Origin of the sequence: Rudaeicoccus suwonensis (assembly GCF_007829035.1) — a bacterium.
GTDB lineage: Bacteria > Actinomycetota > Actinomycetes > Actinomycetales > Dermatophilaceae > Rudaeicoccus > Rudaeicoccus suwonensis.
Genome location: NZ_VIVQ01000006.1, coordinates 1 through 24,383 on the forward strand (window position 1 = coordinate 1; position 24,383 = coordinate 24,383).

At 65.9% G+C, this 24,383-nt stretch carries 15 protein-coding genes; 6 read left to right on the forward strand and 9 right to left on the reverse strand.

From position 1 onward, the window contains the following. The 7 genes from BKA23_RS16975 to rpsL all read right to left on the reverse strand — a co-directional run. Positions 1 to 864, reverse strand: an 864-nt coding sequence (locus BKA23_RS16975) for a protease pro-enzyme activation domain-containing protein (RefSeq protein ID WP_211841781.1), incomplete at its 3' end; no start/stop codon positions are given. Between the two features lie 411 nt (positions 865 to 1,275). Then, positions 1,276 to 2,601 (reverse strand): MFS transporter, encoded by a 1,326-nt coding sequence (locus tag BKA23_RS16980; RefSeq protein WP_145230720.1) that lies wholly within the window; start codon positions 2,599 to 2,601, stop codon positions 1,276 to 1,278. 80 nt (positions 2,602 to 2,681) lie between these two features. Next, positions 2,682 to 3,332, reverse strand: a complete 651-nt coding sequence (locus tag BKA23_RS16985; RefSeq protein ID WP_170226687.1) for an ArsR/SmtB family transcription factor — start codon at positions 3,330 to 3,332, stop codon at positions 2,682 to 2,684. 178 nt (positions 3,333 to 3,510) lie between these two features. Then, complete coding sequence (gene tuf / locus BKA23_RS16990) at positions 3,511 to 4,707, reverse strand: elongation factor Tu (RefSeq protein WP_145230724.1); 1,197 nt, start codon at positions 4,705 to 4,707, stop codon at positions 3,511 to 3,513. Between the two features lie 129 nt (positions 4,708 to 4,836). Next, positions 4,837 to 6,951, reverse strand: coding sequence for an elongation factor G (fusA, locus tag BKA23_RS16995; protein WP_145230726.1), 2,115 nt, complete (start codon positions 6,949 to 6,951; stop codon positions 4,837 to 4,839). Positions 6,952 to 7,130: 179 nt separating this feature from the next. Beyond that, positions 7,131 to 7,601: a 30S ribosomal protein S7 gene (gene rpsG / locus BKA23_RS17000; protein ID WP_145230728.1), complete on the reverse strand. Its 471-nt coding sequence runs from the start codon at positions 7,599 to 7,601 to the stop codon at positions 7,131 to 7,133. Further along, positions 7,601 to 7,975 carry a 30S ribosomal protein S12 gene (gene rpsL, locus BKA23_RS17005; protein ID WP_145230845.1) on the reverse strand — a complete coding sequence of 125 codons (375 nt, stop codon included), beginning with the start codon at positions 7,973 to 7,975 and terminating at the stop codon, positions 7,601 to 7,603. The genes rpsG and rpsL overlap by 1 nt, the downstream gene beginning before the upstream one ends. Before the next feature lie 457 nt (positions 7,976 to 8,432). On the opposite strand from rpsL, the gene BKA23_RS17010 reads away from it, so the two are divergent. From BKA23_RS17010 to BKA23_RS17030, 5 genes are all read left to right on the forward strand, one after another. Continuing rightward, complete coding sequence (locus BKA23_RS17010) at positions 8,433 to 10,709, forward strand: hypothetical protein (protein ID WP_145230731.1); 2,277 nt, start codon at positions 8,433 to 8,435, stop codon at positions 10,707 to 10,709. 78 nt (positions 10,710 to 10,787) lie between these two features. Further along, positions 10,788 to 11,765 carry a glycosyltransferase gene (locus BKA23_RS17015; RefSeq protein ID WP_246104716.1) on the forward strand — a complete coding sequence of 326 codons (978 nt, stop codon included), beginning with the start codon at positions 10,788 to 10,790 and terminating at the stop codon, positions 11,763 to 11,765. Between the two features lie 89 nt (positions 11,766 to 11,854). Further along, positions 11,855 to 14,065: a hypothetical protein gene (locus BKA23_RS17020; RefSeq protein WP_145230733.1), complete on the forward strand. Its 2,211-nt coding sequence runs from the start codon at positions 11,855 to 11,857 to the stop codon at positions 14,063 to 14,065. Positions 14,066 to 14,119: 54 nt separating this feature from the next. Then, entirely contained in the window at positions 14,120 to 16,405 is a 2,286-nt protein-coding gene (locus BKA23_RS17025; RefSeq protein ID WP_170226690.1) for a glycosyltransferase family protein, read from the forward strand. Between the two features lie 74 nt (positions 16,406 to 16,479). Further along, positions 16,480 to 16,953, forward strand: a complete 474-nt coding sequence (locus tag BKA23_RS17030; RefSeq protein WP_211841782.1) for a GtrA family protein — start codon at positions 16,480 to 16,482, stop codon at positions 16,951 to 16,953. A gap of 4 nt (positions 16,954 to 16,957) precedes the next feature. Here BKA23_RS17030 and BKA23_RS17035 read toward each other — a convergent pair whose 3' ends face one another. Further along, positions 16,958 to 17,683 carry a glycosyltransferase family 2 protein gene (locus BKA23_RS17035; RefSeq protein WP_145230738.1) on the reverse strand — a complete coding sequence of 242 codons (726 nt, stop codon included), beginning with the start codon at positions 17,681 to 17,683 and terminating at the stop codon, positions 16,958 to 16,960. A gap of 259 nt (positions 17,684 to 17,942) precedes the next feature. Here BKA23_RS17035 and BKA23_RS17040 point away from each other — a divergent pair, with 259 nt between their 5' ends. Further along, a complete protein-coding gene (locus tag BKA23_RS17040) occupies positions 17,943 to 20,135 on the forward strand; it encodes a hypothetical protein (protein WP_145230740.1) in 2,193 nt (730 codons plus the stop codon). A gap of 259 nt (positions 20,136 to 20,394) precedes the next feature. Here BKA23_RS17040 and BKA23_RS17045 read toward each other — a convergent pair whose 3' ends face one another. Next, positions 20,395 to 24,288 (reverse strand): DNA-directed RNA polymerase subunit beta', encoded by a 3,894-nt coding sequence (locus BKA23_RS17045; protein WP_145230742.1) that lies wholly within the window; start codon positions 24,286 to 24,288, stop codon positions 20,395 to 20,397. Positions 24,289 to 24,383 lie beyond the last annotated feature (95 nt).

Sequence of the window (24,383 nt, forward strand, 5' to 3'; positions counted from 1 at the left end):
GGCGACCGTGACACCACGCCCGTCGTATCCCTGCTGCAGTTCACTGTCGACGCCGTAGGCGCCGCGGATCTGTGCGGGCTTGTAACCGCAGACCGCGTAGCTCATCGGGTTCTGCACCAGCTTCGGCAGCGTGGAAGCCTTCTTCTGACCGTAGTACGCCGAGCACGGACCGGCGTTCACGAAGGCTGCCGGAGGGCCGGGCAGCGTGGTGTCTGATGTCGCTTTGGCCGGGGCGACGGTGCTCGAACCGGTCCGCAACTGAGCAGTGCTGGTGACCCCGGTCGTGGACGTCGGCGTCGCCTTCTGCGTCGAGTCCAGCCCGACCACACCGGCGACAAGTGACGAAATCGACTGCGGCACAGTCAGAGTCGAGTTCGGTGCAGTCTGTGCGGCGCCATCGAGAGAATACGTCGACATCGTCGTGTGGAACGCGCTGTTGATCTCAGACGTCGTCGCCATCACCTGCAGGTAGCGATGGTTGGCCGGGGTGGACAGGACTTTGATGCCCTGACTCCGCAGCCATCCGCTGACCTGGCTGACCTGCTGATTGGTCGGAGCGAACTCCGAACGCCACTTGGCCGCCGTGACGTACTTACCGTAGGACGGGCTTGACGGGTCGGACACAGCATTGGCAAGCGCCTCGGCACCGGCCTCGTTGCGCATGTTGAGAACGATGCTGAAAGTGTGCTGCTGACCGGCCGCGACGGCGCCACGCTTGAGAGCGTGCGACGTCCAGGTCGGTGTCGCGTTGACGACGTCGCGGCCGCTGCTGGCCGCGTGCGCGGTGCCCGCGCCGACACCGGCGAAGGCGATCGCGAGGCCGCCGGTGGCGGTCAGCGCGATCAGACGAGTTGTATGGCGCATTGTGAAAGGACTCCCCTTCTGAATGGCCTGGCTCCATGCCCGGCTACGGGCATCCTGCCAACAATGTGGAGAGCCGTGGTGGTTTTCTGCAGAAGATCTTCCGAGACGAGTGTCATTGGGTTGTGAGTGGCCTGTGGGGCGGTCGCGGGCTGTGCGCGATCCGTCGCCGACGGCGCAGACGCCGCCATGATCGTCGGCGGCTCTCCGGGACCAGTGCCACCAGCAGCCTCGAACACGATGCGCTCACTGCGCAGCTTCTACGTGGCATTGGGCAATCCCGTATTCCTGCCGAACTCACCTGTTCCACAACAGATTCCAGACGCAAAACGCCTCCAGTCCGACGTGGCCGCGGCTCTGCAACTGGTGACCCCGTGGTTGTTTCGGGCGACACGCTCATAGGCCGTACCTGCGTCAGCGCAGACCGCTGATCTCCGGCCGGAGCACGAACGTCAGACACAGCACCGACATACAGGCCCCGAAGACCAGTGTCGCCGTCGTCACGGACGCATGTCCGGCGAGCGCGCCGAAGACGGGTGTCATCACCGGGATCAACAGCAGGTCGCCGAGCTGACTGACGGAGGACACCCTGCCCAGGTGACTCGGGGCGACGACGCGCAGGAAGCACCCGCTCAGCCACACCGAGGCGAGACCGGAGGTGACGCCGATCAGGAGCATTCCGATTACCAGCGTCGCGCGAAGATCCACACCCACCAGGCCCAGACCCACACCTTGGGTGACCAGGGTCCAGAACGCCCGCCGCGCCAGGAATTGACCCTGCCATCTGATGCCGAGGATGCTGCCGCCGATCGCGCCGCAGGCGAGGGTCGCCTCGGCGATGCCCAGCCATGAGGAACCCCATCCGGAGTGAGACACCCGCAAGGCGACACCCAGCGCTTCGACCGGAGACACGAACACGTTGAGCGCGGCGAGTCCGAGCACGAAGGTGCGCGTCACCGGGGTGCTCCAGATGTAGCGCAGCCCCTCCCCGAGCGTCTTGCGCCACGGCTCGTGGCCGGCCTTCTGCAACCGGAAGCGAGGACGTACGACGAAGATCAGCACGATTGCGACTCCGACGAAACTGACCGCATCCACGGTCATCGAACCGGCCATACCCCCTGCTGCGACGATTCCGGCTCCCAGCGGCGCACCCATCAACCGGGACAGCCGACTGCCGACCTGGAACCACCCGCCGACAGTGACCAGGTCGTCAGCCTGCACCAGTTGCCGCACCAGCGTCGCTGACGCCGGGGCACTGAGGCCGCTGGCGGTGCCGAATCCGATGGCGACCGCGAAAAGCACCACGCCAGAATGGAATCCGCCGCACCAGGCGACAAGTGCCGCAGCAAGCACTCCCACGCGCAGGGCAAGACCGAGCAACATGACTCGCCGGGTGTCGAATCTGTCGGCGATGACACCACCGGCCAGGGTCAGCGCCGCCTGGGGCAGCATGTCCACCCCGACGACGAGACCGGCGAGCACCGGCGACAGCAGGTGCACTGCCGTCCACGCCAGGCCGATCGTGAAAACCGTGTCTCCGCAGTTGGAGACAACACTCGCCAGCAGATAGCCCTGTATGACGCGGTCACGGCCCAGGGCGGGGGGTTCATTGCCGATGAGTTCTGGCCCATCGGCCCCTGATCCGGTGGGCTCTGATCCGATGGCCCTGGGATCATCTACGTCGGGTTCGTTGACGTCAGCTTCGTCGACGTCGGGTTCACTGACTTCGCGGCCACGCATTTCTTCGAGAGACCCCCCGCGATCTCGGCGTAGCTCGACCACTTCTGAATCCGACGAGGTCGACGTCGCACCGGGGCCGGTCACGACGTGCCGCCCGGCTCGCTCGGAAACGCTCTGACGAGAACGCGCACCGAGCGCCTGGGCGCCTCCGGATTCAGTTGCGCATCCTCGCGCACGGCATCGGACCACTCTTGCGTCACCTGCTGCAAACGCTCGGAAAGTTCGCCGAACTGCTCCGGCGTCGCCCGGACCAGGTTGTCGTCGCTGAGTCCGAGATCACGCCATTCCGGTGGCAGGTTCTCCCGCCCACTGATCCACGCGGTGACCGCCCGAGTGTGATGGTCCAGGTTCGCCCACTCCGCGAGTTCTGCCACAGCGCGGGCACCGGATCCCTCGGCATACGCTCTCGTCGACCACGACAGCCGGCGACGCAGCCCGCGCCACCACGACTCGCGGGTGTCGCGTGCCAACTCAGGAGCCGGCTCCACGAAGCCGGCCCTGTGCAGCACCTTGAGGTGATGGCTGACCGATCCCGGCGCCACACCCAGACACGCCGCGAGTACGCCCACCGTCGTCGGATCGTCCTGGGTCAACATCTCGTACAACCGACGGCGGACAGGGTGGTGCAGGGCGACGAGCGCGTCGACAAGTGCGGTGCCCTCGGGTGGCCATACCAGATCGTCGGCGGGGGCGGAGTCGGTGTGCCGCTCTGCGGCGGTTCTGCGTGGCATGCCGTCAAGCCTCGCGGCACCCTGCGTCATACACAAGGGTCCTTGTATAACTCCACCGACTGCGCCCCGTCCGATGCACGAGTCACGGCAACCCCAGGTATGACGAAGGGCCTCAGCCCCGCTGTCGCGGCGCCGAGGCCCTTCGGATCAAGCTGACTTCCTAGCGGAAGCCGTCAGTTCACTTGATGATCTTGGTGACGCGGCCTGCACCGACGGTGCGGCCACCCTCACGGATCGCGAACTTCAGGCCCTCCTCCATGGCGATGGGCTGAATCAGCTCCACCGTCATGTCGGTGTTGTCGCCCGGCATGACCATCTCGGTGCCCTCGGGGAGGTGCACGACGCCGGTCACGTCGGTGGTGCGGAAGTAGAACTGCGGACGGTAGTTGTCGTAGAACGGCGTGTGACGGCCACCCTCGTCCTTGGACAGGATGTAGACCTGACCTTCGAAGTCCGTGTGCGGGGTGATCGAACCCGGCTTCACGATGACCTGACCGCGCTCGACGTCCTCACGCTTGGTGCCACGCAGGAGCAGACCGACGTTCTCACCGGCGCGACCCTCGTCGAGCAGCTTGCGGAACATCTCGATGCCGGTGACCGTGGTCTTGGCCGGCGGGCCGTCGTGGATACCGACGATCTCGATTTCCTCGTTGACGTTCAGAATGCCGCGCTCGATACGACCGGTGACGACGGTGCCGCGACCGGTGATCGTGAAGACGTCCTCGACGGGCATCAGGAACGGTTTGTCGATCTCGCGCTCCGGCTCCGGGATGTTGTCATCCACGGCGTCCATGAGCTCGAGGACCGTCTGGCCCCACTTCTCGTCGCCCTCGAGCGCCTTCAGCGCCGAGACCTTGACGACCGGCAGGTCGTCGCCCGGGAAGTCGTAGGAGGACAGCAGTTCGCGGACCTCCATCTCGACCAGTTCCATGATTTCTTCATCGTCGACCATGTCGGCCTTGTTCAGCGCGACGACGATGTAGGGAACGCCCACCTGGCGAGCCAGGAGCACGTGCTCCTTGGTCTGCGGCATCGGACCATCGGTCGCAGCCACAACCAGGATGGCGCCGTCCATCTGCGCCGCACCGGTGATCATGTTCTTGACGTAGTCAGCGTGACCGGGGCAGTCGACGTGCGCGTAGTGACGCTTCTCGGTCTGGTACTCGATGTGCGCGATCGAGATCGTGATACCGCGCTGCTTCTCTTCAGGAGCCTTGTCGATGTCATCGAACGCGAACTGCGGGTTCAGGTCCGGGTACTTGTCGTGCAGCACCTTGGAGATGGCTGCCGTCAGCGTCGTCTTACCGTGGTCGATGTGACCGATGGTGCCGATGTTGACGTGCGGCTTGGTCCGCTCGAACTTGGCCTTAGCCACTTTGAGGTCCTCCTTCAAGGACGAATTGCTGACGCCGGGGCGGCGTCGGTTTCATTGAATTGCTTCTTTAAACCGGGCTGACTCGCGGCCGTCATCCAAACACATATGCAGGGATGACGGCCAATCGAATCACTCGCCCCGGATCTTCTTGATGATCTCCTCCGCGACGTTCCGGGGAACCTCGGCGTAGGAGTCGAACTGCATCGTGTAGTTGGCGCGACCCTGCGTCTTGGAACGCAGGTCACCGACATACCCGAACATTTCGGACAACGGCACGACCGCTCGCACGACCTTGGCACCGCTGATGTCCTCCATGGCCTGGATCTGGCCACGGCGGGAGTTGAGGTCGCCGATCACGTCACCCATGTAGTCCTCAGGGGTGCGCACCTCGACGGCCATCATCGGCTCGAGCAGCGCCGGGTCGGCCTTGCGGGCCATCTCCTTCAGCGCCATCGAACCGGCGATCTTGAACGCCATTTCCGAGGAGTCGACGTCGTGGTAGGCACCGTCGAGCAGCGTCGCCTTGACGCCGACCAGCGGGTACCCGGCCAGGATGCCGAGCTGCATGGCTTCCTGGATGCCCTGGTCGACCGAGGGGATGTACTCGCGCGGCACGCGACCACCGGTGACCTTGTTCTCGAACTCGTAGAGCTCGCCCTCGTCGGTCGTCAGCGGCTCGATCGACAACTGCACCTTCGCGAACTGGCCGGAACCACCGGTCTGCTTCTTGTGGGTGTAGTCGTACTTCTCGACGGCGCGACGGATCGTCTCGCGGTAGGCGACCTGCGGGGCGCCGACGTTTGCCTCGACCTTGAACTCGCGCTTCATGCGGTCCACCAGGATGTCCAGGTGCAACTCGCCCATACCGCCGATGACGGTCTGGCCGGTCTCCTCGTCCAGGTGCACCGAGAAGGTCGGGTCCTCCTGGGCGAGCTTCTGGATCGCGGTCGACAGCTTCTCCTGGTCGCCCTTGGTCTTGGGCTCGATCGCCACGTGGATGACCGGCTCCGGGAACGACATGGACTCCAGAACGATCTGGTCGTTGGGGTCACACAGCGTGTCGCCGGTCGTGGTGTCCTTCAGACCGATGGCCGCGTAGATGTGACCGGCGACAGCCTCGTCGACCGGGTTCTCCTTGTTGGCGTGCATCTGGAAGAGCTTGCCGACGCGCTCCTTCTTGCCCTTGGTCGAGTTGGCGACCGGGCTACCCGCGGCGATACGGCCGGAGTAGACGCGGATGAAGGTCAGCGTCCCGAAGAACGGGTGCGCGGCGACCTTGAACGCCAGCGCCGAGAACGGCTCGTCAGCACTCGGCGCGCGGGTGATCTCGGCGTCCTCGTCGTTCGGCTTGTGGCCGATCATCGGGGGGACATCCAACGGGGAGGGCAGGAAGTCGACGACCGCGTCGAGCATCGGCTGCACACCGCGGTTCTTGAACGCCGAGCCACACAGAATCGGGTAGAGCTCGGAGTTGACCGTCAGCTTGCGGATGCCGGCCTTGAGCTCGGCGACCGTGAGCTCGGCACCTTCGAGGTACTTCTCCATCAGCGCGTCGTCGGCCTCGGCGACACGCTCGACGAGTGCCTGGCGGTACTCGTTGGCCTTGTCGACCAGATCGGCCGGGATCTCCTGGATCTCGTACTTCGCGCCCATGGTCACGTCACCCTTGGCGTCACCGGGCCACACCAGCGCGCGCATCTCGACCAGGTCGACGACGCCGACGAAGTCGGACTCGGCACCGATCGGCAACTGCAGCACGAGCGGCTCGGCGCCCAGGCGGTCTTTGACCGTCTGCACGGTGAAGTAGAAGTCGGCGCCCATCTTGTCCATCTTGTTGACGAACGCGATACGGGGGACGTCGTACTTGTCAGCCTGACGCCACACGGTCTCGGACTGCGGCTCGACGCCTTCCTTGCCGTCGAAGACGGCGACGGCGCCATCGAGCACGCGCAGCGAGCGCTCCACCTCGACGGTGAAGTCGACGTGGCCGGGGGTGTCGATGATGTTGATCTGGTTGTTGTTCCAGAAGCTGGTGACAGCAGCGGAGGTGATGGTGATGCCCCGCTCCTTCTCCTGCTCCATCCAGTCGGTCGTGGAGGCACCGTCGTGGGTCTCACCGATCTTGTGGTTCACACCGGTGTAGAAGAGGATGCGCTCGGTCGTCGTGGTCTTACCGGCATCGATGTGCGCCATGATGCCGATGTTGCGGACCTTTTTCAGGTCGGTCAGCACGTCCTGTGCCACGGTCTCTGCCTCGTCTCGCAGTCGTCGAACTCGTCGTGTTTCTTAAAAGGTGCTTCGTCGTGCCTGTGCTGTATGTCGCAACCGGCTGCCCGGAGACAGTCGGCTGCGACATACAGCGCTGTGGGAGTCGGGCACGCGGGCGATGTCGCAACGACACCCTTACCCGCGCGACCCGGCGATCACCAGCGGTAGTGTGCGAAGGCCCGGTTGGACTCGGCCATCTTGTGGGTGTCTTCGCGGCGCTTCACAGCGGCACCGAGGCCGTTGCTCGCGTCGAGGATCTCGTTCATGAGGCGCTCGGTCATCGTCTTCTCACGACGCTGACGCGAGTAGCCGACCAGCCACCGCAGCGACAAGGTCGTCGCGCGGCCCGGCTTGACCTCGATCGGCACCTGATAGGTCGCGCCACCGACACGGCGGCTCTTGACCTCGAGGCTCGGCTTGACGTTGTCCAGCGCGCGCTTCAGCGTGACGACCGGGTCGGTGCCGGTCTTCTCACGGCAACCCTCGAGGGCGCCGTAGACGATGCGCTCGGCGATGGACTTCTTGCCGTCGAGCAGAATCTTGTTGACCAGCTGAGTGACCAGCGGGGAGCCGTAGACCGGGTCGACGACCAGGGGGCGCTTCGGAGCGGGGCCCTTGCGAGGCATTACTTCTTCTCCTTCTTCGCGCCGTAACGGGAACGGGACTGCTGACGGCCCTTGACACCCTGGGTGTCGAGCGAGCCGCGGATGATCTTGTAACGCACACCCGGCAGGTCCCTCACACGACCGCCACGCACGAGCACGATCGAGTGCTCCTGCAGGTTGTGGCCGACGCCCGGGATGTATGCCGTGACCTCGATGCCCGAGGTGAGCTTCACGCGAGCGACCTTGCGCAGCGCGGAGTTCGGCTTCTTGGGTGTGGTGGTGTAGACGCGGGTGCACACACCGCGTCGCTGGGGGCTGCCCTTCAGAGCCGGCGTCGAGACCTTGCTGGTCTTGTCCTGCCGACCCTTGCGGACGAGCTGGTTGATTGTAGGCAACCTACTGTCTCCGTAACTGGTCGAATCTGCATCGTTGGCAACGGTTTCGACGCCGCTGCGCAACTCCTTGGGATTGTCCGGGGTCTCGACCCCCGCGGTCGGGAGTGTCGCACCGGCGCCCTCCCCCGCACTTCCACGAAATGAACCTGTCGATGTCGACCGGCCGGCATGCTCGTGACTGCCCGGCGAGAGCGTGTGGTGGTCTGGTGCCACGCCTCCGCTCACGTGGATCGGACTGGCGGGCAGGGCAGAGCCCACGCACGATCCTCAAGTCTACCGGCCGTACACAGAGCCGCAAAATCGGCCAGCGCAGGGTTCCGGAGCTCTGAGCGACTTGGACGACGACGTGGCAGATGCGGGAGCCACCGGCCTGCGCGAGGTGCCCGTAATACGATCCGAGCCGGGCCCGTGAACCGCGCTCGACCATGCTCCCGCTGATACCGAAGGCCGTTCACCAGTGTCGCATCAGACCGCCGAGTCCGACGGCCCGCTGCGCGACGGTGCACGCGGTGGGGTGCTCTCGCCACGGCGATGGTCGCCCGATGCGTGGCTCGCGTTCAGCGTGCTCGCGGTGCTGATGACATTCTGCGGGTACGCGGTCGTCACCGGCCTCCCGTTTGCGGCACTCGTGCGCCTCGGCGTCGTCGCGGTCGTGGTGCAGTGGCTGCCCGGTGTCCTGATCTGGCGCTGTCTGCGACCCTCTCACGGCTGGTTGATGGAAGATCTCGCGTGCGGATTCGCGTGCGGGTTCGCCCTCAGCATTCCGGCCCAGGTGGTCGGAGGTCTGGCGGACAGCGCCGTCCTCAGCGCGGCGATCCCCCTGGTGACCACCGCGATTCTGCTGGGAGTGCGGTCGACGCGTGCGCGGATCCTGGCCGCGCGCTGGTCGCCCACCCCGCGGTGGCTCAGTGCGCTGATCGTCGTGGGTGCGGCGGCCACGGGCCGCGACCTGTTCAGCTTCTTCCGCCAGAACAAGCTGCACTGGCCCGTCGGCACCGCCGGGAAACCGCACGTCGATCAGTACTTCCAGATCGCCATGACCAACGAGTTGCGCTTCCGCGGACCGGTCAACTGGCCGATGATCGCCGGTGAGTCGTTCGACTACCACTGGTTCGCGCACGCCTGGATGGCTCAACTGTCATCGGTTGCGAACGTCTCAGCGACGGACGTCGTGCTGCGCTTCGCCCCGGCCTTTCTGCCGGTCGTGGCGGTCGCCGCGATCGCCGCGGTCGCGCTGCGCATGACCGGCAGCGCGTTTGCGGCAGGCGCATCGGCGCTCATCGCCATGTGGGGCGGCTATGTGGATCTGTGGAACACCGGCCGGGTCGCTGCTCCGTTGACCCCTCTCTCGCCGACGCTCGCGCCGAGCCTGGTGGCACTCATGGCCTTGGCGTCCCTCGTCACGATCCGCCTGCGCGGCGACCGACGGTGGGGCGGCGCTGTTGCTCTGTGCGTCTTTGCCATCGTGGCCGCCGGCGCCAAAGGATCGGCCACCCCGCTCCTGGTGGCAGGACTCGCCCTGGCAGCCGTCGCGGCGCTGCTGTGGAATCGCCGGATGCTGCGCCCACTGCTGGTCGACACCGCCTGCGTGGCGGCGGGGTTGCTGATCTCGATCAAGGTGATCTTCAACGGCTCGACCGATGCCCTGACCTTCGATCCGCCGCAGGCCTTGCAGAGCAGTTGGCCGATCGCCGCGATCGGCGGCACTCACTCCTTCTGGCTGCTCGTCGCGGGCGGCGTGGTCATGGTGTTCTGGGGTATCAGTAAAGCCGTGCTCGGCCTCCCCCTGCTGATGCGACGCGACCACCTGCTCGGTCGCGCAGACCCGGTGGTCTGGGTGCTGCTCGGTGGCGCCGTGGCCGGGGCGTTCGGCCCGGCGCTGTTCGTGCAACCCGGAGTCAGCCAGAACTACTTCCGGATCCAGGCGATCCCGCTGGCCGCGGTGCTCAGTGGAGCAGGAGCCTTCATCTGGCTGCGCGAGCGACGGTGGCCGCAGACCGGGACAGCCCTCCTGGTCGTGGCGATCGCGTCCGTTCTGGCCTATGCCGTGCCGGTCCGACTCATCGCCATACAGCACGGGCACAGCGCAGGTCCCTACCTGGTGTTGTTGATCGGCGCGCTCATCTGCCTCACTGGCGGGGTCGCCGTGGCCCTGTCGTCGCCGACCCGGCGTCGGCAACTCGTGGCCTTCGGGACGATGGCCGTCCTGCTCGGCACCGGGGTTCCCTCGACGGTCGTGGGTCTGTGGCAGTCCGGTGTCGCGAAATTCGGCCCGGTCTCACCCACTTCCGAGGGCGCAGTGACCCAGGGGCAGCTCGACGCGGCGATGTACATCGGGGCACACTCCGCGCCGGACGCGGTGGTGATGACGAATCGCCATTGCACGACACCCCGACCGGTGCATGGGATGTGCGACAGCCGCTGGTTCCTGGTGTCGGCATACAGCGGGCGGCAGGTGCTGGTCGAAGGGTGGGGCTACTCCCCGACGATCACCGCGAGGTACGTGCGCGGCAGCACCTCACTGACGGCGCCGTTCTTCGATCAGCCTCTGCTGCGCCTGAACGACGGCTTCTACACGTCTCCGACCGAGGCGGCAGCACGCGAACTGTGGCAGCGAGGTGTTCGCTGGATCTACGTCGACGCTTTGACAACGCCAGGGGTCGACCTGCGCGGTTATGCGGTCCTCGAATACGACAACCCCGCAGCGTCCGTTTGGCGGCTGAACCGACCCTGACACCAGCGCCTTCCGCAGCCTGTCGCCATCCAGCGAACGCCGAAAGAGCGCACTGTTTGCCCTGATAACCTCCGCGGCGTGAATGCAGCAACCGCCGGAACGGGGTTCGACGGTTTGATCATCGCCGCGATCGTCCCGTGCTACAACGAAGAAGTCGCCGTCCCCCAAGTGGTGACCGACCTGCTCGCGGCGGTCGACGACATCACCGTCTACGTCTACGACAACAACTCCAACGACCGCACCGCCGAAGTTGCGGCCGCAGCCGGAGCAATCGTGCGCACCGAGACGCGCAAAGGCAAGGGCAACGTCGTCCGCCGCGCATTCGCCGACATCGATGCGGACATCTATCTGCTCATCGACGGCGACGACACGTATGACGCATCCGCAGCCCCGCTCATGATCGAGACGCTGCTGTCCGGCCCCTACGACCACGTTCTCGGCGTGCGGACCGAGGAGTCCGACGAGTCGGCATACCGACCGGGCCACGAGGCCGGAAACCGGATGTTCAACAGGCTGATCAGCCACCTGTTCGGTGAGGACGTCACCGACATGCTCTCGGGCTACCGGGTGTTTTCCCGTCGATTCGTGAAGTCGTTCCCGGCACTGTCACGAGAGTTCGAGATCGAGACCGAGCTCACCGTGCACGCGGTCAATCTGCGACTCCCGCAGGTGGAGGTGCCCGTCGGATTCAAGGACCGCCCCGAGGGCAGCGAATCCAAACTGCGGACCTACCACGACGGTTTCCGCATCCTGCGGCTGATCGGGAGCCTGCTGCAGCACGAGCGCCCGCTGGCGCTGTTCTCCACCATCGGCGCGTTCTTCATGGTCGTTGCCGTCATTCTCGGCATACCTCTGTTCTTCACGTATGCCGAGACCCACGCGGTGCCGCGACTTCCGACCGCGGTGTTGGCGACAGGCGTCATGCTCGCCGGGATCATGAGCTTCGTCGTCGGGTTGGTGCTGAACGGCATCCAACGGCAACGGCGTGAGAGCGCGCGACTGAGCTACCTGCGCCTGCCGTCCGTGGCTCGCCCGGACCGCCCCACCAACTCGTGAGCTCCATCGCAGCCGGCCAGGATCCCGGTCACGGCCGAACCACCATCCGCAGGTTCGTTTCGGTCCTGCGTTCTCGCCCGGTGGCGTCTGTGGCATCCGTGCTGCTCGTCATACTGCTCGGAAACGCGTTGTATCTGCTGCAGATTCGCAACAACGACCCGATCATCTACAGCAGCGGACTCGGCACCGCCGCGCGGGGGATCCTCGCCGGCAAGCACACGATCGATCCCAACGACGGCTGGACCGCGCAGGCTCTCGGGCGGCTGGCAGCCGAGTCCTGGGCACACGGTCACGTGCCGCTGTGGAACACCTTCGAGGGTCTGGGTCAGCCGCTCGCCGGTGAGATGCAGTCGGCCGCGCTCTTCGTGCCGTTCATCTTCTTGCAGTTGCTGCCCAACGGCGTCTTCCTGATGCATGTGGCTCTCGAACTCGTCGCGGGGTTGAGCACGTTGGGGTTCCTGCGCACGCTCAAACTGTCGTGGGTCGCAGCGGTGTGCGGCGGGTGCCTGTTCGGACTGAACGGCACCTTCGCGGTGATGACGAACGCGCCGTTCAACCCGATCGCCTTCCTGCCGATGGCGCTGTGGGGTGTCGAGCTGCTGATCGGGGCGGCCCGCAGCGGGCGTCGTCCACGCGCCGGGCTGTGGTTCACTGCGCTCGCAATTGCGTTCATGCTCTTCGCGGGCTTCCCTGAGACCGCCCTGCTCGAAGGCGTCTTCGTCGCGTTGTGGTTGCTGGTCCGCCTCATCGCCATACCGGGACACCGTCGGTCGGCACTCGTCTGGGGCGCGGTCAGTGCGCTTGCAGGGCTGGCGATCGCAGCGCCGATCCTGGTGTGCTTCAAGGACTTCCTCGGATTCGGCTATCTCGCCTACCATGGAGACGCCGTCAACTCGTTGTCGTATCCGTTGCGCCAGGTCAGCTCGCTGTTGTTGCCGTTCGGCTCCGGCGGCCCGGGCAACCCGGTCTTCGGTCTGCAGGCCGGCTACCTGACGCTCCCGGCCGCTTTCATGGCGATCATCGGGTTTGCCGGGCAGCGCGCTCGCTCGGTCAAGATCCTGCTCGCCGCGATCCTCGCGGTGCTGCTGCTGAACATGTTCGGGTTCGAGCCGGTCAAGGTCGTGCTGGACGCCACGCCCGGCCTGCGCAGCATCCTGATCTACAAGTACGGGCTGGCCCTGATCGAATTCGCGGTGGTGATCCTCGCCGCGTTCGGCGTCGACGATCTGCTGCACTCCCGCGTCCGGCGCCGGTCAGCGATCGTCGCGCTGGTGCTCGTCGCCGGCTACCTGCTCGTCAATCTGGGATACCTGCACCACGAGGGCCTGTTGAAGAACTGGTCATGGTCGGCGATCGTGATCGGCTGGACGGTGCTCGGCCTGATCGTGCTCGGGCTGGTGACTCTGCGATCGGGTGTGGCCGGCCGAGCCGCCGTGCTGTCCGCAATCGCGATGGTGGTCGTCGTCGCGGACTGTGCCGGCACCTATGTCGTGCCCCAGCTCGCTGCCAGTTCGCGCACGAGTGTCGATCTGGGTTCGGTGCGCTACCTGCAGCAGCACCTGGGCGCCTCGCGCTTCTACACGCTCGGGCCGATCCAGCCCAACTACGGGTCCTATTGGCAGATCGCGCAACTGAACGCCAACGACCTGCCGGTGCCGCAAAAATACGCGACCTTCGTGATGGGCACCTTGCGCCCTGCGAAGGGGACATCCACCCGTGCGCAGGTGGCCGATCAGTTTGCGGCATACCAACTGGTGCCCTTCGACCCCGACATCTCGCAGCAGCAGGAACTGCTCACGGCATACGGCCAGCGGCAGAGTGCGTTCCGACAGGCCGCGGTGAGGTATGTCGTGACCGCCCCCGGCGTCGCCTCGACGAAACAGGCAGCGCGCTACGGTCTGCGGTTGGTCTATCAGGACAGCAAGACGAACATCTTCGAGGACCCTCGCGCCGACAGCCTCTACTCCACCTCCGGCGCCGACTGCCGCATCCTGGCGCAGGCACCATCGTCGGTGCGTCTGGACTGCACCCGCCCGGCAACACTCGTGCGCCGCAGCCTGACGGCTCCCGGATGGACAGCGACAACCGACGGACGGTCGTTGTCACTGAGCGCAACTCCGAACAGGCTCTACCAGCAGGTGACCGTCCCGGCCGGCACCTCCACGGTGACCTTCGATTACCGTCCGGCATTCTTCGAAACCGCCACCATCGCCTCCCTGGTGGTCGTGGTCGTGATGGTCGTCGACGTCGCTGTCGTCATCCTGCTGCGCCGGCGCAGAGCCACCGACGTCCGGGTCTGAGCGCGCCGATCAACTCCCACGGGACGTTGCTGCTGCCCTGTTATGGTCTGCGGCGTGAATGCGCAGTCCGGGGGCCATGATTCACCGTTCGCCCGGCTGATCCGCAGTCACAGCTTCCGCTCGTTCGCCTGCGTGACCGTTGTCGTGCTCCTGGCGAATGCGGTCTTCCTGCTCGGCATCCGCAGCAACGACGCGTTGTTGTACTTCTCCGGCCTCGGATCACCGGGCAAGGGGTTCTCCGCCGGAGCGCACACCCTCGACGGCAACCAGGGCTGGACCGCCCAGGCCCTCGGCCACTACGCCGCACAGACCTGGCTGCACGGCCACGTCCCGTTGTGGACGAACTTCGAGGGTCTCGGCCAGCCTCTCGCCGGTGAGATGCAGTCCGCCGCGTTCTTCCTGCCGTTCGTTCTGGTGCAGGCTCTGCCCAACGGGTTGTTCCTCATGCAGGTCCTGCTCGAGTTGGTCGCGGGCTTCGGAACGCTGATGTTCCTGCGGTCACTCCGGTTGTCCTGGGTCGCCGCGACCACCGGAGCCTGCCTGTTCGCCGTCAACGGCACGTTCTCGGTGATGCAGAACGCCCCGTTCGCTCCGCTGGCCTTCCTGCCGGTCGCACTCTGGGGCGTCGAACTGATCGCCGAGGGCGCCCGTGACGGCCGTCGATCTCGCGCGGGCCTCTGGGTGACAGCGTGGGCCGTGGCATTCATGATCTTTGCGGGATTCCCCGAAACCGCTTATATGGAGGGGCTGTTCATCCTCGGATGGGCTGTGTTGCGCTTCGTCGGTCTGCGGTCCGGGCGGCGACGGTTCACCGCGCTGTTGTGCGGCGGCGGTGTGCTGGGACTGCTGATCGCCGCGCCCGTGCTCGTCGCGTTCAAGGCCTTCCTCGATTTCGCCGACGTCGCCTACCACGTGGGCGCCACGAACGACTTCTCGTATTCGTTCCGCAAGGTCACCGCCTTCGCGCTGCCGTATGGCGTGGGCCCGATGAACAATGCCGTCTTCGGCGGGATGGCCGGATACCTGACCCTGCCTGCGGTGCTGGTCGGACTCGTCGGCTTTCTGGGACGGCGCCGTCGCGGACTGCAGTTGGTGCTCGGCGTGATCGTCGCCGCGCTGGTGCTGAACATGTTCGGGGTCCACCCGGTCAAGGCCGTCTTCAACATCACGCCCGGCCTGCGGGAGACCCTGGTGGCCAAGTACGGCATCGGGATCATCGAGTTCGCCGTGGTCATCTGCGTCGCGTTCGGCATCGACGATCTGCGCCGCGCCCGTGTCCGCCGGGCCGCGGCCATCGCGGCGGTCGTCGTGGTCGCCGGCTATCTGCTCGCCTCCGTCGTATACGCCGATCGCCGCGGGTTCCTGACCGATCCCACCTGGACCGCCACGGTCGTCGCCTGGACCGCGCTGGCGTGCGGTGGGCTCGCCGCGGTTTTGTTCGCCTTGCGACACCAGCCGCGGCGGGCGAGGCTGCTCGCGACGATCGCCGCAGTCATCGTCATACTCGACGGCGCGGGCACCTACGCCATCCCCCAACTGTCGGCGAGCCCGAGCAGCCCCGTCAACACCGGGCCGGTGCGCTACCTGCAGGACAACCTCGGCACCGCACGCTTCATCACGGCCGGTCCCATCCAGCCGAACTACGGCACGTACTACGGTCTGGCTCAGCTCAACGTCAACGATCTGCCGGTGCCGTCGAAGATGTCCGATCTCATCGCCGAGCTCGCCCCGAGGCCCGGCACGGCAGCGGCTCGTGCGACCAGCCACTCGTTCCGGTCCTACTGGTTCGGCCCCTACGGCGGCTTGGTGAACCAGCGCGGCATGCTGACGGCCTACGTGCAGAAGCAGTCGTCGTACCGCTCGGCGAGCGTGAAGTACGTCGTCCTGCGACGTGACCGCGCCAGTGAGGCGATCCTGACGCGCGCCGGGCTGTCCCGCGTCTACCAGGACGCCACCGTCGAGATCTGGCAGGACCCCAAGGCGGGTCCGGTGTTCTCGACCGCCTCGAGCGCGTGCACCGTGACGCCCCGCACCTTCAACGTGGTCGCCCTCGACTGCCCGGAGGCCACGACGCTGACGCGGCGCACCATCGCCACACCGGGCTGGAGCGTGACGATCGACGGGTCACGTCATACGGTCGCGGTTCCGCCTGCGGGTTACTACCAGCGCGTGGCGGTGCCGGCCGGCAGGTATGACGTGACCTTCGCCTATCAGCCACGGTTCTTCGTGGCCGCGACGGTCGTGTCCTTCGCCGTCGGCGCCCTGATGGTCGCCGACCTGCTGGTGCCACTGGTGCGATGCCGCCACAGCAGGGATCGCCGGCCGGTCGCGTCGGCCTGAGGCACGACGATGCCGGGCGTGGCGTTTGCGAACGAGCGCTGAATCAAGCAGGCCCGCTGTTACCGTTCTGCGTTGTGCAAGCCGACGCGACCGCAGTACTTTCCTTTCCGCAGCGATTGCGTCGGGTCGCCCCGCAACTCAGTCGTTTTGCCGCGATCGGCGGGGTCGGCTTCCTGGTCGACGTCGGCGGGTTCAACCTGCTGCGGTATGCCGGATCAGACGGTCACGGCCCCCTGTACAGCTATGTGCTGGGCGCGAAGCTGATATCGAGCACACTCGGAGTGATCGTCGCGTGGCTGGGCAACCGGTACTGGGTCTTCCGCCATGAACGTCGCGACGAGCTGCACCACGAATTCGCGATGTTCACCATCGTGAGCCTCGTCGGCATCGGCATCGCGCTGGCCTGCCTCTGGTTCTCGCACTACGCGCTCGGGCTGACCAGCCAGTTGAACGACAACATCTCGGCCAATGTCGTCGGCCTTGGCCTGGCGACAGTGTTCCGGTTCTGGGGCTACAAGCGCTTGGTGTTCATCTCCGGTCGTCGCTGACCGGTCAGCGCGCGCCGCGGATCTTGTCGCGTTTCAGCCACATCCGGCCGGTCATCCCCATCATCTCCAGACCGAGTGGAATGGTCTTGCGCAGATCCCCGGTCACCGACGACTCCCCCACGCGCGGCCGGTAGTTGACCGGGACCTGCACCATTCGCGCCCGGGTGATGACGCTGATGAGGAGCATCTCCAGCCCATAGGCCGAACCGTCGAGGGTGGAGCGAGCCAGGATCTCGTCGGCCTGCTGACGGGTCATCACCCGGAACGTGCAGCCGACATCCGACAAACAGGAGGTGTTGTACATCACCTCGATCATCTTGGCGACGGCCCAGTTGCCCCAGCGCAGGAACCACCCCATGTTCGCGCCGTCCCAGATGAAGGTGTTCACCGTCCGGGAACCCACCACCAGATCGCACTCGGGCATGAACGCGAGCAACTTGCGCAGGTCGTCCGGATCGAACGTGCCATCCGGCTCGCACACGACGATGAGGTCGGTCTTCGCTTCCCGCAATCCGCGCTGGATTGCAGCGCCATACCCCTGGGTGGTCTCGATCACCTCACGAGCACTGGTGCCGGCGACCTCCTCGGAGGTTCCGTCCGCCGCGTTGTTGTTGACGACGATGATCTCGTCGACTTCCGAGATCTCCTCGAACGCGCGGATGCAGGCGGCGATGCTGTCCTTCTCGTTGTATGTCGGAAGCACCACGGCAACTGTCTTGTCCTGAATCATGCGCACTTTCCTGGGGTAGCGGCGGCGGGCAACCAGCCGACGAGCGGTTTGATCGATGAGCGTGCTGATCGGAGACGGGCGATGTCACGACACCTGAGGTGGCGCTGACAGTAACACCGTCGGACCGCGAGGCGTTCAGCTAACTCGGGGACAGTCAAATACACTGCCGGACGGCCATCCACCAAGCCGAACCGAGGAATCTGTGTCGACCACGACCGCGTCCCATCCTGTGGCACACCATCCCACGATCTTCCGGCGGATGTCCGGCAGCGTCGCCAATGTCGCGGTGCTGACTGCGCTCCTGTTTTTCCTCGGGTATGTCATTGCCGCCGGCTTGCCGTTCTCCCATGCGGTGCTCGCCACTCTCGCTGTCCTGGTCACCCAGGTCTTCCCGGGCGTGTTGATCTGGCGTTCCATTCGGCCGCGCGACGGGTGGCTGCTGGAAGATCTCGGTATGGGCTTCGCCATGGGCGTGTGCGTCGCGGTGCCCGTACAGGTGGTCGCCGGGCTCATGCACAGCCGTATCCCGGCGATCGTTCTGCCGCTGGTGCTGGCCGCGGTGCTGCTGGCAGTGCCGGTGACTCGGCACCGTATCCGGGAGGCACGCTGGTCGCCGTTGCCCTGGTGGCTCGGGGTCGGAATCGCCCTGAGTTCGGCGGTCTTCCTTGCCCCCCTCATCAACTACTGCCGCACCAACCGCCTGTCGTGGAGCGGCGGCCCCGGCGCGCCATACGTCGACACCTACCTGCACCTTGCTCTTGCGTCCGAGCTCCTCACCCGCGGCCCGGTGGAGTGGCCCACGGTCAAGGGCGCAACCCTGGGATATCAGTGGTTCGCGCATGCCTGGATCGCGCACGTCACAGCTACCTCGAACGTGGGCCTCGATCAGGTGCTGATGCGCTTCATGCCGGCCATCCTGCCGATTGTCGCCGTCGTGACGATCGGGATGCTGGGGCTGCGGTTGTCCGGTAGCCCCGTGGTGGCCCTGGTCGGTGTCATCGGCTCGACCGTGTTCGCCTCCGGAAACCCGTTCGCCATACCGACCATGGCCCTCCCGCTCACTCCGCTGTCACCGACGCTGGGGATGGGCATCCCGACCCTGATGGCGTTGCTGAGCGTTCTTGCGATGCGCTGGCGTGGGCAGACGCTCCCCGGTGCAGTGGTTCTGGTTCCCGTCCTGACCATCATCGCTACCGGCACCAAGGGATCCACCTCGCCGGTGGTGGTCGCCGGTCTGGGTCTTGCGATCCTCGCGATGCTCATGTGGAACCGCAAGATGCTGTTGCCGGTGATCATCGACATCCTGATCATCGGTGTCTCACTCGGCGCGACCATGATCGTCGTCTTCCACGGGTCAGCCGCGGGGCTGACGCTCAACCCGCCGGAAGCCGCCACCCAGACGTTCCTGGCGGGGGCCCTCGGTGGCGCGTCGTCGGCCAAGGTGCAGATCGCGGCACTCGCCCTGGCGGCCGGCACCGGTATGACGCGGTCGTTGTTCGCCTTCGTGCTGCCCTTCCGACGCGACGACCGCAAGGACCCGATGACGTGGGTCCTCATCGGCGGAACGATCGCCGGGTCCTCTGCCGTCGCGTTGTTCTACCACCCGGGCGCGAGTCAGTACTACTTCCAGGCGACCGCGATTCCGATGGCTGCGATCGGCTCAGCGCTCGGCGCGCAACGGCTGTACCACGCGCTGTCGAAGCGCGGACGCCTCGTGATCCTGGGGATCGGCATCGTCGGCGGTGCGCTGTTCTTCACCGGCCCGGCTCGCCTGACCGGTGGCATGGTGCACCATGGCGAGTTCCGGCATGCGATGGAGATCGTGCTGGTCGGGGTGGCGATCGCCCTGATCGGCGGAGTGATCGCCGGCGCGCTGAACCCGTCCCGCCGCATACCCACAGCCGTCGCCACCGTTGCCGCCATCGTGCTGCTGGCCGGACCCTTCGCCTTCATCAAGTCCTACAAACACGACCCCGTCGTCGCGATACCCAAGCCCATCGGGCTGAACCAGGTCGATGCTGTGAGCAACGGCGAACTTGCGGCTGCACGCTACATCCGTGCGCACTCCGGTGTGGAGGACCTGGTGATGACCAATCGTCACTGCACAACGCCGATCGCACCGAACCACTGCGACAACCGGCGCTGGCTGGTGACCGCGTTCACCGAGCGACAGTCGTTCATCGAGGGCTGGACTGCGACGCCGGAGGCCACCGATATCGCACCGCACGGTCGCGACTCGGTGTTCCTCAACTACTGGAAGCCGCAGCTTCTTGCGTTGAACGACGACTTCTACATCACCCCTACCGCGGCTGCGCAACGGGAATTGTGGAACCAGGGTGTGCGGTGGATCTACATGGAGAACACCATGCCGCACGCTGCGACCCTCGCGCCGTACGCGACCTTGCGGTTCTCCGACCCCGACGCGTCGGCCTGGCAACTCAACAAGCCGTAAGCACTTGTATGGCGGTGCTACCACGGCACCGCCATACAAACCCATACCGCTCTCCGGGCAGCGACACCCGCGTCCGGTTCCGCCCGTGACCGCACGATGCTGAGAGTCGACCCCTCGCACACTTCGTCGGCGGACAGCACGCCATGCGCCCCACAGGGGACGGGTGAACTCCGTGTGCGTCGACGAACTCGGCCGGATGAATGAGATCGGCCCCGGCCACGCTTTCGCGTGGCCGGGGCCGATCTCTAGGTGCCGCGTGTCAGGACTCGAAGCCCAGCGAGGCGTCGTCCAGGCGGACGGCCTCACCCGAACCCGGGCCGAAGACCGGGTAGTCGTAGGGCTGGTAGTCCGGCAGGGCGTACAAGGCAGCCTTGGCTTCCTCGGTGGGCTCCACCTTGACGTTGCGGTAGCGCGGCAGGCCGGTCCCGGCGGGGATCAACTTACCGAGGATGACGTTCTCCTTCAGGCCGAGCAGCGGGTCGCTCTTGGCGTGCATCGCAGCCTCGGTGAGCACGCGGGTGGTCTCCTGGAAGGAGGCCGCCGACAGCCACGAGTCGGTTGCGAGCGACGCCTTGGTGATACCCATCAGCTCGGGGCGACCCGATGCCGGGCGGCCACCTTCCGCCAGTGCCCGACGCGAGGCGTCCTCGAACCGGCCACGCTCGGCCAGTTCGCCGGGCAGCAGGTCGGTGTCGCCGGCCTCGATGATGGTCACGCGACGCAGCATCTGACGGACGATGACTTCGATGTGCTTGTCGTGGATCGACACACCCTGCTGGCGGTAGACGTTCTGGACCTCGTCGACGAGGTGCTTCTGCACATCGCGCGCGCCCTGGATACGCAACACCTGCTTGGGGTCGATGGCACCCTGCACGAGCAGCGTGCCGACCTCGACGTGCTCCCCGTCGGCGACCAGCAGACGACCGCGCTTGCTCACCGGGTAGGCGTGCTCCTCGGAGCCGTCGTCCGGGGTGAGCAGGATGCGGCGCGTCTTGTCGGTCTCCTCGATCTGCACGCGGCCGGCGGCCTCGGCGATCGGCGCGACACCCTTGGGCGTACGCGCTTCGAAGAGCTCCACCACACGCGGCAGACCCTGGGTGATGTCGTCACCCGCAGCACCACCGGTGTGGAACGTGCGCATCGTCAACTGCGTGCCAGGCTCACCGATGGACTGGGCCGCGATGATGCCGACTGCTTCACCGATGTCGACGAGCTTGCCGGTGGCCAACGAACGGCCGTAGCACATCGCGCAGGTGCCGACGCGGGACTCACAGGTGAGCACCGAGCGGACCTTGACCTCCCGCACGCCTGCGGCGAGCAGCTTGTCGAGGTTGACGTCACCGAGGTCGGAACCGGCTGCGGCCAGCACGACACCGTCGACCTCCACGTCGACCGCGAGGTTGCGGGCGTAGACCGAGGTCTCGACGTTGTCGTCCTCGACGAGTTCGCCGTTGCTGCCGACCTGGGCGATCGGCAGGGTCAGACCGCGGTCGGTGCCGCAGTTGTCCTCGCGGATGATGACGTCCTGCGACACGTCGACCAGACGACGGGTCAGGTAGCCCGAGTCAGCGGTACGAAGTGCGGTGTCCGCCAGACCCTTTCGCGCACCGTGCGTGGAGATGAAGAACTCCAGCACCGACAGGCCCTCTCGGAAGTTGGCCTTGATCGGACGCGGGATGATCTCGCCCTTCGGGTTGGCCATGAGGCCGCGCGCACCGGCGATCTGACGCACCTGGAACCAGTTACCACCTGCGCCCGAGGACACCATCCGGTAGATGGGGTTCATCGGGTCGAAGTTGTGCTGCATCTCGGTGGCGACCTCGTTGGTCGCCTGCGTCCAGATCTCGACAAGCTCCTGACGGCGCTCGTCGTCGGTGATCAGACCACGGTCGAACTGGCTCTGGATCTTGGCGGCCTTGTCTTCGTGGCCGGCCAGGATCTCCCACTTGCGGGACGGCGTCTGCACGTCGCTGATCGCGACGGTGCAACCGGACCGGGTCGCCCAGTAGAAACCGGCTTCCTTCAACGCGTCCAGCGACGCCGCGACCTGCACCTTGGGATACCGCTCGGCCAGGTCGTTGACCACTGCGGACAACGCCTTCTTGTCGATGTCCTTGTTGAGGAACGGGTAGTCCTCCGGCAACGTCTGGTTGAACAGCACCCGACCAAGGGTGGTGTCGAGCTGGAAGGTCGCCAGGCGACCAAGCTCGTCGGCCTCGACACCCTCAGGTGCTTCGAAACCGGCGGGCGGAACCTGCTCGGTCAGGCGCATGCTGACCAGCGAGCCCAACTTGATCTCGCCACGGTCGAACGCCATACGAGCCTCGGCCGGGGACGAGAACGAGCGCAGCTTGCCCTCGGCGACCTCGGCCACCCCGAACTGGCTGGTGAGGAAGTACAGGCCGGTGATCATGTCCTGGCTCGGCATCGTGACCGGTCGGCCGTCGGCCGGCTTCAGCACGTTGTTCGAGGACAGCATCAGGATGCGGGCCTCGGCCTGCGCCTCGGTGGACAGCGGCACGTGGACCGCCATCTGGTCACCGTCGAAGTCGGCGTTGAAGGCGGTGCAGACCAGCGGGTGGATCTGGATCGCCTTGCCCTCGACCAGTTGCGGTTCGAAGGCCTGGATGCCGAGGCGGTGCAGCGTGGGTGCGCGGTTCAGCAGCACCGGGTGCTCGGTGATGACCTCTTCGAGGACGTCCCACACGACCGGACGAGCACGCTCGACCATCCGCTTGGCGGACTTGATGTTCTGCGCGTGGTCGAGGTCGACCAGGCGCTTCATCACGAACGGCTTGAACAGCTCCAGCGCCATCTGCTTGGGCAGACCGCACTGGTGCAGCTTCAGCTGCGGACCGACGACGATGACCGAACGGCCGGAGTAGTCGACGCGCTTGCCGAGCAGGTTCTGGCGGAAGCGGCCCTGCTTGCCCTTGAGCATGTCGGACAGCGACTTCAGCGGACGGTTGCCGGGGCCCGTGACCGGGCGACCACGACGGCCGTTGTCGAAGAGGCTGTCGACAGCCTCCTGCAACATGCGCTTCTCGTTGTTGACGATGATCTCGGGGGCGCCGAGGTCGAGCAGTCGCTTCAGGCGGTTGTTGCGGTTGATGACGCGACGGTAGAGGTCGTTCAGGTCGGAGGTCGCGAAGCGGCCACCGTCGAGCTGCACCATCGGACGCAGGTCCGGCGGGATGACCGGCACGCAGTCCAGAACCATGCCCTCGGGGTGGTTCTTGGTCTGCTGGAAGGCCGTCACGACCCGCAGACGCTTCAGCGCCCGGGTCTTGCGCTGGCCCTTGCCGGTGGCGATGATCTCGCGCAGCAACTCGGCCTCGGCGTCGAGGTCGAAGGTCTGCAGACGCTTCTGCAGCGCCTGCGCACCCATGCCGCCCTCGAAGTACAGACCGAAACGGTCACGCATCTCGCGGTAGAGCACCTCGTCGCCCTCGAGGTCCTGGACCTTGAGGTTCTTGAAGCGGTCCCAGACCTGCTCCAAGCGCTCGATCTGCTGATCGGCGCGCTTGCGGATCTGGTTCATCTCGCGCTCGGCGGACTCGCGCACCTTGCGGCGGACGTCAGCCTTGGCGCCCTCCTTCTCCAGCTCGGCCAGGTCGGCCTCGAGCTTGGCGGCGCGGACGTTGACGTCGTTGTCGCGGGAGTTCTCGAGTTCCTTCTTCTCGACCTCGATCTGCGCCTCGAGCGAGGGCAGGTCCTTGTGACGCTGGTCGGTGTCGACCGAGGTGATCATGTAGGCCGCGAAGTAGATGACCTTCTCGAGGTCCTTCGGGGCAAGGTCGAGCAGGTAACCCAGGCGGGACGGGACACCCTTGAAGTACCAGATGTGGGTGACCGGCGCGGCGAGCTCGATGTGGCCCATACGCTCGCGACGCACGCTGCTGCGGGTCACCTCGACGCCGCAGCGCTCACAGATGATGCCCTTGAAGCGGACGCGCTTGTACTTGCCGCAGTAGCACTCCCAGTCGCGGGTCGGTCCGAAGATCTTCTCGCAGAAGAGGCCGTCCTTCTCCGGCTTGAGGGTGCGGTAGTTGATGGTCTCGGGCTTCTTCACCTCGCCGTGGCTCCACTGGCGGATGTCCTCCGCGGTGGCCAGGCCGATACGCAGTTCGTCGAAGAAGTTGACGTCCAGCACGTTATGCCTTCCTTCGTTACAGCTTAAAAGTCTGAGTCGAAATTCCGTTGTGTGTCAGTTGGTTTCGTATGTCGGCTGACCCGTTCTGTATGCCG